We start from the raw sequence: 12,608 nt of genomic DNA, 5'->3' as shown, positions 1-12,608 counted from the left end.
TCCTTTCTATTAGTTATCTAAATTAGCCCAAAAGGTATTAATAGATTCTTTTTGCCTTTGCTGTTCGAATTGACCTTTTGCAAAAGCTTCACCAATATCTTCTCTAAGAATTTCCCATGATTTGACTTCCTTACCAACAAGTACTGGGTAAAATGCAATACCATTTTGTTCTGCTGCAGCCAGATCACCCAGGGAATCTCCTACCATCAAAATAGTTTCACGGCAGTAACCACTTGCAATTAAAGTGGCGATAACATCTTCTTTTTTACCTCTATCTTGACAATAGATATCATCAACATACTTTAGCAATCCCTGTTCTTCCCACTCTTGCCAAACAGCTTCCTTGTTAGCAGAACTCACGACATAAACATTACCAAATTGACTTAATCGTTCTAAACTTTCTAACACACCTGAAAACGCTAAAGAATCTCCCTCATAATTTTTGATTTGGCGATTCACTTCATTGGACCATTCTAAAGCCTTCTCTAAATCTCTACTAAAATCGTTGGCAAGCGCTAACTCTAAGGAATTATTGGACAATGAGTCTGTTGTTTCGACCCATTCTTTTAATTTATCAATATGTTCTACTCCGGCAAACTCAAGGCCCATAACCAATCCCACAAACCGATTAACTCCACGAGTTCTTGAATAAAGATTGACTCTATCCCACTCTTTTAAAAAACTTGTTCTTTCTTGTTCTGATATCCCAAATATATCTGCAGCAATTGGACCAAAAAAGAGTTGATGCTTATATGTCATTGTATCCATTGCGCAACCATCAGAATCTATGCAAAAAGCGATTTTGTGATTTGTATCTACCATATTATCTCCAGTTTCTAAATTTATCTAACTTATGAGGATTTTCCAATTAGCAACCTACCCATCATTTAGTGGTAAGATCATTAAACAAATTTCCTTAAAAAACCACTCAACTCAATAATCTCTTATGTGTTAAGTGGCTATTATCTTGTAAATTAAACACCAGAGTAAGCAGCAAATCCACCATCAATCGGAAGGACAACGCCATTAACAAAACTTGATGATTTTTCATCTGCTAAAAAGAACAATCCGCCAATCAGCTCACTTGCTTCTCCAAATCTTCCCATTGGTGTATTATTAAGAATTTTCTCAGCACGCGCAGTTGGCTGACCGTCCTCAGTAAATAACAAGCTTCGGTTCTGATTTGTTACCAAGAAACCAGGTGCAATAGCATTACAACGGATACCAACTTTTGAGAAATGAACAGCTAGCCATTGTGTGAAGTTACTAATAGCTGCTTTAGCTCCAGAATAAGCTGGTATTTTGGTCAGAGGGGTAAAAGCATTCATTGAAGAGATATTAATAATATTCGCTCCTTCACGTCCAACCATATCTTGGGCAAATACTTGCGTTGGCAATAATGTTCCTAAATAATTTAAGTTAAAAACAAAGCTAATACCAGCTTCATCTAACTCAAAGAAGGTTTTTGTTTCTGAAGGTAAGTCTAATTCGTGAAATTCATTATCAGTTGTAGCTTTAGGATTGTTGCCTCCTGCACCATTAACTAAAATATCAGTTGGTCCAAGATCCTCTAAAACGGCTTGATGCACTTCTTCAAGGTTTTCTTTAGACAAAACGTTAGCTTTATAAGCCTTAGCGATACCACCTTCTTCTACAATTTCATCAGCAAATGTTTGAGCAGCTTCTTGATTCAAATCTAATAATGCCACTTTAGCGCCTGCTTTCGCAAATTCTTTAGCCATATAACCACAGAGAACACCGCCTGCACCTGTTATGACGACAACTTTATTGGTAAATGTAATTGTTTTTGACATCTTATTCCTCTCATTAACTTCTATAAGTATTCTACTCTTAGCTAAGTACAATCATATTATGATAATAACTTTCCAAATTTCTCTTTCAGGAGATTGGAACAGGAGAAATTTGGAAGCATCGCCTTATTTTGAACCTTTAATCACAGCTTCGTATAAACCAGAAACGTAAGTGGCTCCTAAAGCTCTATCGTATAGGCCATATCCTGGACGACCTGTTTCTCCCCAAATCATACGCCCGTGGTCAGGTCGAATAGCACCCTCAAACCCAAATTCATGGCATAACTTAATAACTTCATACATGTCTATTGACCCGTATTCTGATGGATGAGCCGATTCTTTAAATGACTTTCCATCACCTAATTTAATATTGCGAGCATGAACAAAGTTTACACGATCTAACTCAAAAGCACGTCGCGAAATCTCTAAAACATCATTCTGGGGATCAGAAGCGTAAGAACCCACACATAAAGTGATGCCATTACTTTTACTATCGTACAATTTCACAAAACGCTCAATAGCCTCTAACCCAGTAATAATGCGAGGTAAACCAAAAATAGAATATGGTGGGTCATCCGGATGAATGGCCATTTTAACGCCTACGGCTTCCGCTTCAGGAATAATACGTTTAATAAAATAAGTGAGATTTTCCCAAAGTTTTTCCTCATCAATTTCAGCATAGGCATCCATGATAGCCTTCATTTCTTCTTTACTATAGCTGGCATCCCATCCTGGCAAAGATAATTCACCGTTTACTGGATCCATTTTTTTAGAAACCGTCTCATCAAATATCAAAGCTGTGGAACCATCTGGATATTGATATGCTAAATCAGTGCGTGTCCAGTCAAATACTGGCATAAAATTATAACAAATAGTATCAATACCTTCCGCAGCCAAATTTTTGACGGTTTGAATATAATTATCAATCAAGAGATCACGTGTTGGACGTCCCAATTTGATATCTTCATGAACAGGTACTGATTCGATAACCGAAATTTTAAGCCCTGCTGCCTCTACCTTTTCTTTCAGCTGTTGAATGCGCTCACGTGACCAAACTTCTCCTACTGGTACATCGTATATCGCTGTAACAATCCCTTTCATTGTTGGAATTTGACCAATATTTTCTAAAGTAACGGGGTCGTCTTCACCATACCACCTAAATGACATTTCCATGATTTCACTCTTCCTTTTTAGTTCTTAAAATAATTAACTGCATTTTGATAAGCGATGTCTTTAGCCATACTTCCTAAAGCTTGATAATCTTCTGGAACTTCTCCTTCTTCAATCCATTCTCCTAAGTAGGTACATAAAATACGTCGAAAATAGTCATGACGTTGATAAGATAGAAAACTTCTAGAATCTGTTAACATACCAATAAAATTCGCCAACATGCCTTGCTCTGCTAAGGCATTCATTTGACTAATCATCCCTAATTTAGTATCTGCAAACCACCAACCTGCACCAAATTGAAGGTAAGATCTCACTCCAAGTTCGTTAGCTTGAAAATTTGCCAAAGTGTTAGCTACTGCTATATTGTAAGCTGGATTGAGATTATACCAAATCATTTTAGGCAGACTATCTTTTTTAACCAAGGAATCCAATAAACGGTTCATATTAACAGTTAAAGCCACTTGGTCACCAAGTGAATCCACACCCACGTCAGCTCCCAATTTTTCAAAAATAGTAGAATGATTATTTCTCAAAGCTCCAAAATGCACCTGTGTTACAAAACCATATTTTTTATATAATCGGCAAAGTTCCATAAAAACAGCTGTTTGCCATTTGCTGATTTCTGATTGATTTGGGATATAGCCTTCACAAACTTTATTAAATAAATCGTTCAACTCCAATTCATCAGTTTGTTCAAAGACGATTTCCGTAAAACTGATATCGCTAGCCCTACAACCATTTTGAGCAAAATACGCAATGCGTTCTTCCATTGCTGCTATAAATGTTGAAAAATCTGTAATCTCTTTTTGAGTAATGTCACCCAGTTTAGTAATAAAATCAACAAAATGTCGATGTTCAATAAAAGCTTCATCTGGCCTAAATGTCGGAGCAACAACTGTTTTAAAACTCTCATCAGCAGCCAACTTTTTATGCCACTCGAGAGTATCAAGAGGGTGGTCTGTAGTACCAATAAACATAACTTTGCTATCTGCAATTAAACGTCTAGGACTTATTTTATGCTCTTTCAAGAAATGATTTAAACGATGATAAATTTCCTCAGCATTTGATTCTGTCAAAATCTCATTAACACCAAAGACATTTTTCAATTCCATAGCAGACCAATGATAAACAGGATTACCGTATGCTCTTTCTAGTGTTCTAGCAAATGCTTTAAATTTCTCAAGGTTGGATGCTGGACCTGTAATTTCTGCTTCAGAAATACCATTAGCCCTCATAAGACGCCATTTATAGTGGTCACCACCAAGCCACAAATCCACAATATTATCAAAAATATGATCTTCAAAAATGTCCTTTGGATCTAAGTGGCAATGATAATCAAAAATAGGTTGTCTCTTGACCTCTTCATACAGCTGTATAGCTGCTTGATTTTTTAACATAAATGTTTCAGTATTAAACGCCATATTCTTCTCTTACTCACTAATCAAGTGCAGAAACAAACTGTTTAGCTATTTTAGTAACACTATCATAGCCTTCTGTGGCTACTTTACTAGATAATGCTGAGCCAACACCAACCGCAACTGCTCCTGCTTTTCTCCATTCAACTACATTTGAAACAGAGACGCCACCTGATGGCATTAAATCAACATCTGGAATAGGACCATGAATATCTTTGATAAAACCTGGACCCACAACTCCACCTGGAAAAAGCTTTATAATCTGACATTTATACTTTCTAGCTACCACGATTTCTGTTGCCGTTGCACAGCCTGGGAAATAATAAACCTTGTTTTCATTAGCTAAATTAGCAATATCTGAATCAAAGTGTGGGCTAACCAAAAATTTAGCTCCAGCATCAATAGCCTCTTTAGCAAGTTCAGTTGTCATGACCGTTCCGGCCCCCACAATAATTTCTTTATTATTTTTAAAGTCATCTGATAATTGTTTGATGACTTTGCTTGCTTCAGGAGTCGAAAAAGTTACTTCAATATTCCGAATACCACCCAAAATAGCATGCTTTGCGATTTCGAGCGCATCCTCAGATGATTTCCCTCGAATAACAGCAAAGAAATAGTTGTTTTTCAATTGATTTAACATAATACCTCCCAAAATGTAACCGTTATCTTTAACTATATTATATAAGTCATCTGATGAATTGTCAAGAAGAATACTAAAAAAATAGCTATTCAAGAATAGCTATTTTTCTTCTTATATTAAGCTTTCAATGCTGAACGTCTAACACTCATGATATGCATAAGCATAGCATCATGTGCAGCTACTGGATTTTTTTCTCGGATTGCTTTGATAATTTCTCTATGTGCTTCTAAACTATCCGACTTCATCTGACGATTTGTATAATTCGCATTTATCAGATGAATTGACTGGTTGATGACTGGCAAAAGGCTATCCATTGCAATATTACCACTGTATTTAGCTAGCATGGAATGAAATTCCACGTCTAAAAGTAAATGTTTCGGATCGCCTGCGTGAACAGCATCTTCAATATCTCCAACAAGCTTTTCGAGTAATTGTAACTGATCATCTGTAATTCTATAAGCTACCAGCTCTGCTATTCGAGGTTCCAATAAAAGGCGTAGTTCAAAGAGATCTGATGTCAACCTATCTGTGTCCTTTATTAGAGAGAACCCTAATGGATCCTCAGAAACACCCTTTTTAGAACTAATATATGTTCCAGAGCCCTGTCTGACTTCTAAAATATTACGCGTTGCTAAACTTCTGACTGCTTCTCGGATTGTGCTGCGACCAACATCTAGATCTTCTGCTAATTCATATTCATTGGGGAGCTTAGCACCAACAGGGTATTCTCTTTCTAAAATTAAATGCAATAGACGATCTGCTGTTTGTTCTACTAAGGGTCTAGCCATATCATCACCTCTTCTAAAATAACTACCCCTATTTTACACTATTTTTTTTATTATGGTAATGAGGAATAGTCATCCAGCGTTTTTTAAATTCTTTGACGACTTGTTTCGGCTGGCGATTCCTTGAAAAGAGACCTTTGTGATTCCCCTGTACACGAAGTATCATCAGATTAGTTTCAAAGTCTGCAAAATTCCAGACTTGCTCACCAACTAAATTAGGAATACCATCAAAAACACGATGACTCATTTCATAAAAATCACATTGAAATTCTTCTGTATATGGAATATTCCAAGTAGAATGTAATCCCGGTAACGTATCAGCGCCATACTCCGTTATGATAATTGGTTTGTCAGGAAATTTATCTTGCCATTCTAATAACTCTTTTCTTATACCTACTTCTGCATTTGTTAAATCACCGTGGTCAACGTACCAACCATAGTAACGATTAAGGCAGACAACATCAACCAGGTCCATCACTTGGTCTCTATCTGGGGTTGCCATTAAAATATTAACCAAGGTGACAGGACGTTTTTGAGGGTCTAAATCTTTATAAAGTTTTACTAATGGCTCAAAATAATCATGTGCTCCCGCTTCATGACTAGCCGGTTCGTTAGCGACTACCCACATCACGACGCTAGGATGATTTTTATCACGCTTCACTAATTCTTGGATAGCTTGTTCATGCGCCGCTTTTGTTTGCATCAAATTCCACGTACCATTATCTTTTGGTGACAAATCTAAGGAAGCGTTAAAATTTTGAAATAACCCTACTGCTGGAACCTCATCTATCACTAACACTCCCATTCGATCTGCTAAACGCATCATTTCTTCAGAATAAGGATAATGGGATGTTCTAAAAGAGTTTGCCCCCATATCCTTCAAAAGATTCAAATCCATTAAGTTAGCAGCTTCATTCAAACCTCTGCCATTAATGAACGTATCTTCATGTTTACCAAATCCTTTAAAATAAATAGGTTTGCGATTCAATAGGAATTGACCATTTGTCACTTCTATTTCTCTAAGACCAAAATTTTCCTCATAGACATCTTGGAGTTGATTATCAACAAAAATTTCAACACGCGCTGTGTACAGATAGGCATTTAAAACTTCCCAAAGATGGACATCACTAAGAAATAATCTGCTATCCTTCGTTTCACCCACTAGTTTGTTATCTTCATCAAAAACGCTAATTCTAACTTCGTCAACCTTTTGATTAGTCTCCACTAAAAAATGTAAATCTGCTGACTGTAAATCATCTGATAGACGACTTGTAATTGTAATATCAAAAATATGATTTTTAGGACGTATCATCAACTTAAGAGGACGATGCACACCTGCATAATTGAAGAAATCAAAATTCTCACGTACTTTCTTCTTAATGCTACCATCTTCTTGAATGATTTCACTATAATTTCCGACCGGAAGCGTGGTATAGTCTAAAACGTTATTAGCACAAATTGATACCTTAATTTTCTCATTATTATACTTACATTCAGGAACAAGAACTTCAAAAGGAGTAAAACCTCCCTTATGCTCTCCTACCAATACACCGTCAACATAAATTTTAGCTTGATGTGTCACTGAGCCAAAACGCAGCACCATCTCTTCATCCTCTGATACTTTAGGTACTTCAATGACTTTTTCATACCAAAAATCACCTATATAATCACGTTTTTCTTTACTTACCATCAAATCATTAAATGAAGTCGGGATAACCATGACTTCATCTGAAGGTAGTAATTCATTTGGATTATGTTCTCCTAATTTAAAGTTCCAAATACCGCCTAAATCATAAGTATTTCTTGTTTTTGTCAATAATGGATATAACATACACTCTCCTTTTACACTATCGTTTAATATCATTTGTTTCTTTTTCAATGAGGTAAGCAATATCATCTCGTGTCATGATATTGATATCTCCTTGAATGGTATGTTTGTATTTAAATGTAGCCATAGCTATTTCTAAGGCCCTTTGAGGAGTTTCTTTTTCCAGAAGCGCATGAATTAAACCTGCAGCAAAGGCATCTCCTGTCCCCACACGATCTAATACTTCAACGCCAGTTTTATCAGTTTGATATAACATATTATTATGATACAAATATGATTTTAACATATACTGATTAGTATATTCCATTTCCCTTTGAGTAAAGGCAATATAGTCTAACCCATATTCTTGGACAATCTTTTGGGTTATCTTTTCAAGTAATTCAATATCAAGGTAAGGTCTGGATAAGCCCAACTCATCTTTTAAATCTTCACTTTCGCCAGCTAAATAAATCGGCTCTAAGCCAAAGCAAACATCTAATAATCCTAATAGTGGCGATAATTGCTCACGTGCCTCTTGAAAAGATGACCATAAACTCTCACGAAAATTGAGATCAATCGATACTTTTACACCTCCTTCTTTAGCTTTTGTCATAAGGAACCGAGTCACCTCATATAAGTCCTTGGTTAGTGCTGGAGTAATTCCAGAAACATGAAACCAATCCACTCCCTTAAAAATAGAAGTAAAATCATAATCACTCAAGGTACTTTCCCAAAAAGATGAATAGTTACGATCGTAGATAACCTTATTTGTTCTTACCGAAAATCCTTGTTCATAGTAATAAATTCCTAGTCGTCCTTCTTTTTTAATTATAGCAGCTGGACTAATTTGCTGTGACAATATAAATTGACTTGCCATCTTGCCCAAATCATTATCAGGCAAAGCTGAGACCAATCCTACATGGTAACCTAGTTGAGCAAGGCTTGCTAAGACATTAAGTTCTGAACCACCGAATTGGCATTTTAGGTGATTAGCCTGCATCAGTGTGTGATATTGAGGTGGAGATAATCGCAAAAGAACCTCACCTAATGAAATAATTTTTGCCATAAGAATCCTCCAATGGTAGCTCTTATTTAACAAAATAGCTGCTCTATTGAAGAGCAGCTAAACTTTTTAATCTTTATCAATAGGATATTTTGTTACATCAACATAATCCATATCTGTCAAAGGAACATTACGAGCAATATCTTTAGCACGTTCCTTAGTAGTTGCTGCTTTCATAACTTGAATCTTCTCTTGAATACGAACCATTTCTTCTTTATCTAGTTTGTAAAATTTCATTAAAAGAAGAGCTATAGACAAAGCTATAAATGGAATGGCCACAAGGATACTAATAGCTGCCATTTTTAAATCAGGGGGCAGTGGTGTTTCGATAGTTGGAAATGATTTTGAAAATCCAATTCCTGCTAACACAAAACCTACTACCATAGGAGCAAATGAAGAAGCAATCGAATCTGTTAAGGAGAAGATAGTTCCAATCATTCCTGATACATAACGACCGGATTCAGAAGTTTCATAGTCAGAAATATCTGCTCCCATAGTCAATACTAAACTAGCAGGTGCTTGTGAAGCGTATCTCGCAATAATATTAGTAACGATAAATAAAATAGTATAAAGATTTAGGCTTGTTAAACTAAGGTCACCAGGCTTACCAACGTAAAGAACTGCACCAAAAGCAAGTAAACCAATCATACCGATCTGAATTGCTCTGACATATGAAAAACGAAGACCTTTTTTACGAGCAATTGTTGAGAACAAAATATTAATAATAACACCAGGAACAATGAAAAGAAGTGAGAATTGTCCTGATAAAGCATAATTACCAAATAAAATACCAAACAATAGCACCATAACAACGGAATCGCCAAAGAATTGGATGGCAAATTTTACCAAAGCTGCAGCAATGGATAATATCTGAAGCGGTTTATTTCCTTTCAACACCTTCCAGTAATCTTTTAGAGCAGTCTTTTGGGTATTCTCTCCTAAACCAAAGAATTCTTTTCTGTCTTTTGCCCAAATCCCAATAATTGCAACGATTGCTAAAATAGCTGAAATAAGAATTGTTCCAAAAATAAGGACATTGAAGAATTGAGGTGTAAAATTACCAAATTTTGGTACTAAGAAAACTGAAACGACAAACTGACCGCCTGTCATTAATGATGTTGTCATAACTGCATCAACGATATTAAAAATAGGACGTTGCTTAGGGTCATTTGTCAGTGCTGTTTGCCCTGCTTTAGTTATTGTCTGTTGCATTGAGTATCCAATTTTATGGATAATTAGAACAAGGATAAATAATGGGAAACGAATATTTTCATCGACACCTCTCAATGCAAGAAGAAAAATCAATGACAAAGCCGTAATAACGTTCCCAATAATCAAAATAGGACGATACTTACCAAATTTTGTATCAGTTTTATCAATCATAATACCAATAGCTGGATCAATAAAACCATCAAAAATACGGATATAACCCATAATTTGACTGACAAAAATGGCTGCCGAGCCAAGAACGCCAGTTGAGAAATAGGTAACAAACATAAACGTAAATAAGTATATATTTGTAGAAGCATTGTTCATGGCAAACATAACTAACTGCCATACTTTCGCTCGGTTATAAGATACAACTTCTTCACGTTGTTCCATATCCATTGTTTTCTCCATGAGAGAACCCTCCTTGTATTTTGTAAACGCTTTTATGATTAAATAATACTATTCATCTGATGTTTTTTCAATATTTTTATAAAAAATATCTTTTTTTATTATAAAAAAGACTTTCCAGCTATAAATACATAAGATGTTTTTTTGCTTTAAAGGTCATGATCATCATATGTTTTGTTACCCCACAAAAAAAGATGCCTAAGCATCTTTTAGTTGACTTTCGTAGTAGTTGTTCCCGTTTCAATCACTTCTACACAAGCATTTAAGGCACCCTCTACTAGATTTTTGACCGCTTCATCTGTATAATAAGCCGCATGAGGAGTGTATATTACTTTCGGATGGTTAATCAGTCTTAGGAAATCCTTGTCTGAAATGTCTTGACCTTGACAATTTTTAGGTATATATGGCCCCTCAAATTCATAAGTATCAATACCAGCTCCCTCCAAAAGCCCTTGATCTAAAGCCTCAAGAAGATCTTTGGTTTCCACCAATGCTCCACGTGCCATATTCATTAAAATAGCACCTTTTTTAAACTGTTTAAACATATCTAAATTAAATAGATGCGTATTTTCAGCAGTTGGTGGCATATGTAAGGACACAAGATCAGCTTCTTCAACAGCTTCTTCTACCGAATTGACATACTCAAGGATACCATCTGCCATTGGATTATGGTAAATATCATAACCAATAACACGACATCCGAACCCTTTAAAAATTTTAGCAGTCGCTAGACCAATGCGACCAGTTCCTATTATAGCCACAGTCATGTTACCTAGGACTCGTCCTCGAATTGGCAAGGTCCATGAAAAATTCTGTTCACGAACATTAGCTCTAATAAGCTCAACTTTTCGAATAAGGTTAAGAGCGATTGTCACTGTAAATTCTGCAATAGACTCCGGTGAGTAACTTGGCACATTGCTAATGATAATACCATGTTGCTTAGCTAACTCAAGATTATACATATCAACACCAGCACTGCGCTGAGCGATTTGCTTAATTCCCATTTCTTTGAGAAGAGGATAAATAGCATCATCTAAAGGCTCAATCTGTGCATTAGCAATCCCATCAAAACCTTCTACCTCATTAACAGTTTCCAATGTCAAAGGTCCTTCACTCATAGAAAGTTCCACATGATTTCGGTTTGCCCAATCTTGTGCTAATGTTGCTTCTTCTTCTCTAACATTAAATACTTTGAGTTTCATCACTAATATCTCCTTAAATATCTAATTTATAGTCCATTGGATCAATAATTTTAAGTACTTTTATAAAGAGGTAATTAAAAATAAAATTCAATATAATTGGTGCAGCAACAAATATTATAATTATCAATAACATATTCATAACTGACCATCCACCTTTTGCTAAATTAAGAGCATTAATCGGTCCAATCAAACCACTGATACCAAAACCTGCACTAGCTGGTGTTCCTTGAATATTAAAGAGAGCTCCGAGAATTCCTAGTATTGCTGCTGAAGATATCATAGGTAGCATAATCTTCGGTTTTGCTAATACATTAGCCATCGAAATCTTAGGAGACCCTAAAACATGCGCTAAGGCTGTCCCCTTAGAATTGACTGACCACCCAGCCATACAAAGCCCAAAACTAGCAGCACAGATACCTAAATTAGCAGCACCAGAACCAATTCCGGACAAACTAATTGCCAAAGCAATCCCAACTGTTGTGATTGGAGATACGATCAAGAAACAGAAAATCATCGCAATTAAAATTGACATCAAAACAGGTTGTAAACCAAGTAATGAAGCAATCCCTTGTCCAATCATGGTGGTAATCATTTTGACATAAGGTAATAACACATGACCTACTCCTCCAACTAGTAAGAGTGTTACTGTTGGAATGACAATCAAAGTGAATGATTTCGTCTTGTCAGATAAAAATTGGATCAAAAGGACACCTAAGGCAGCAGTAATTCCCATGTTAATGATATCGCCTGTTCCTTTTAGCATAATAGCGCCTTTAAGGAAGGTTGCAGCTCCACCTGCAAACATAACCGCTAATCCTAGTGATGCTGATTGAATGGGATTAAATTTAAAATTGAGACCAACCATAATACCAATAACAAGCCCCATCATACTTGTTGCAACTGCTGTTGCAGCGATTAAAGTTGCAAAGCCGCTCCACATTGGCAGTAAAGCTTTCATTAATTCTCCAAGGATTGCTCCTGGTATCAAGACAATAACAGTCCCTAAAGCTAAACCATTTAATACGTTCATTATAAACGATTTAGTTGTTTGTTTTTCGACAACATCCGACATAAGATGCCTCCTACTAATAATGATTG

Annotated in this window: 11 protein-coding genes; all 11 read right to left on the bottom strand. The window is 36.0% G+C overall.

The window, feature by feature from the left end; genetic code table 11:
• Positions 1 to 9 precede the first annotated feature (9 nt).
• A complete protein-coding gene (locus EGX96_RS09060; RefSeq protein WP_000228638.1) occupies positions 10 to 822 on the bottom strand; it encodes an HAD family hydrolase in 813 nt (270 codons plus the stop codon).
• A gap of 152 nt (positions 823 to 974) precedes the next feature.
• The gene (locus tag EGX96_RS09055; RefSeq protein ID WP_000047578.1) at positions 975 to 1,814 is read right to left on the bottom strand and encodes an SDR family oxidoreductase; all 840 of its coding nucleotides are present in this window, start codon (positions 1,812 to 1,814) and stop codon (positions 975 to 977) included.
• A gap of 123 nt (positions 1,815 to 1,937) precedes the next feature.
• Entirely contained in the window at positions 1,938 to 2,984 is a 1,047-nt protein-coding gene (uxuA, locus tag EGX96_RS09050) for a mannonate dehydratase (protein ID WP_000426045.1), read from the bottom strand.
• A gap of 17 nt (positions 2,985 to 3,001) precedes the next feature.
• Positions 3,002 to 4,402 carry a glucuronate isomerase gene (gene uxaC / locus EGX96_RS09045; RefSeq protein WP_000885296.1) on the bottom strand — a complete coding sequence of 467 codons (1,401 nt, stop codon included), beginning with the start codon at positions 4,400 to 4,402 and terminating at the stop codon, positions 3,002 to 3,004.
• A gap of 16 nt (positions 4,403 to 4,418) precedes the next feature.
• Positions 4,419 to 5,072 (bottom strand): bifunctional 4-hydroxy-2-oxoglutarate aldolase/2-dehydro-3-deoxy-phosphogluconate aldolase, encoded by a 654-nt coding sequence (locus EGX96_RS09040; RefSeq protein ID WP_370657098.1) that lies wholly within the window; start codon positions 5,070 to 5,072, stop codon positions 4,419 to 4,421.
• Between the two features lie 80 nt (positions 5,073 to 5,152).
• On the bottom strand, positions 5,153 to 5,824 hold the full coding sequence (locus tag EGX96_RS09030; protein ID WP_000113632.1) for a FadR/GntR family transcriptional regulator: 672 nt from the start codon (positions 5,822 to 5,824) through the stop codon (positions 5,153 to 5,155).
• A 28-nt stretch (positions 5,825 to 5,852) separates the two neighbouring features.
• Positions 5,853 to 7,652 carry a beta-glucuronidase gene (gene uidA, locus EGX96_RS09025; RefSeq protein WP_000966715.1) on the bottom strand — a complete coding sequence of 600 codons (1,800 nt, stop codon included), beginning with the start codon at positions 7,650 to 7,652 and terminating at the stop codon, positions 5,853 to 5,855.
• Positions 7,653 to 7,668: 16 nt separating this feature from the next.
• A complete protein-coding gene (locus EGX96_RS09020) occupies positions 7,669 to 8,694 on the bottom strand; it encodes a sugar kinase (RefSeq protein ID WP_001062640.1) in 1,026 nt (341 codons plus the stop codon).
• A 66-nt stretch (positions 8,695 to 8,760) separates the two neighbouring features.
• Positions 8,761 to 10,311 carry an MFS transporter gene (locus EGX96_RS09015; RefSeq protein ID WP_000416108.1) on the bottom strand — a complete coding sequence of 517 codons (1,551 nt, stop codon included), beginning with the start codon at positions 10,309 to 10,311 and terminating at the stop codon, positions 8,761 to 8,763.
• A gap of 206 nt (positions 10,312 to 10,517) precedes the next feature.
• Positions 10,518 to 11,510 (bottom strand): D-lactate dehydrogenase, encoded by a 993-nt coding sequence (locus tag EGX96_RS09010; RefSeq protein WP_000770070.1) that lies wholly within the window; start codon positions 11,508 to 11,510, stop codon positions 10,518 to 10,520.
• 13 nt (positions 11,511 to 11,523) lie between these two features.
• A complete protein-coding gene (locus tag EGX96_RS09005; protein WP_001286427.1) occupies positions 11,524 to 12,582 on the bottom strand; it encodes a PTS transporter subunit IIC in 1,059 nt (352 codons plus the stop codon).
• Between the last annotated feature and the right edge of the window lie 26 nt (positions 12,583 to 12,608).

It is taken from the genome of Streptococcus sp. FDAARGOS_520 (assembly GCF_003812685.1).
Classification (GTDB): domain Bacteria; phylum Bacillota; class Bacilli; order Lactobacillales; family Streptococcaceae; genus Streptococcus; species Streptococcus agalactiae.
The sequence above is the reverse complement of the archived record's forward strand: the minus strand, read 5'-3'. Positions and strand labels throughout refer to the sequence as shown.

Coding starts and splice junctions, on each gene's coding strand:
- EGX96_RS09060 (WP_000228638.1), bottom strand. CDS start 822: ATGGTAGATACAAATCACAAAATCGCTTTTTGCATAGATTCTGATGGT.
- EGX96_RS09055 (WP_000047578.1), bottom strand. CDS start 1,814: ATGTCAAAAACAATTACATTTACCAATAAAGTTGTCGTCATAACAGGT.
- uxuA (WP_000426045.1), bottom strand. CDS start 2,984: ATGGAAATGTCATTTAGGTGGTATGGTGAAGACGACCCCGTTACTTTA.
- uxaC (WP_000885296.1), bottom strand. CDS start 4,402: ATGGCGTTTAATACTGAAACATTTATGTTAAAAAATCAAGCAGCTATA.
- EGX96_RS09030 (WP_000113632.1), bottom strand. CDS start 5,824: ATGGCTAGACCCTTAGTAGAACAAACAGCAGATCGTCTATTGCATTTA.
- uidA (WP_000966715.1), bottom strand. CDS start 7,652: ATGTTATATCCATTATTGACAAAAACAAGAAATACTTATGATTTAGGC.
- EGX96_RS09020 (WP_001062640.1), bottom strand. CDS start 8,694: ATGGCAAAAATTATTTCATTAGGTGAGGTTCTTTTGCGATTATCTCCA.
- EGX96_RS09015 (WP_000416108.1), bottom strand. CDS start 10,311: ATGGAGAAAACAATGGATATGGAACAACGTGAAGAAGTTGTATCTTAT.
- EGX96_RS09010 (WP_000770070.1), bottom strand. CDS start 11,510: ATGAAACTCAAAGTATTTAATGTTAGAGAAGAAGAAGCAACATTAGCA.
- EGX96_RS09005 (WP_001286427.1), bottom strand. CDS start 12,582: ATGTCGGATGTTGTCGAAAAACAAACAACTAAATCGTTTATAATGAAC.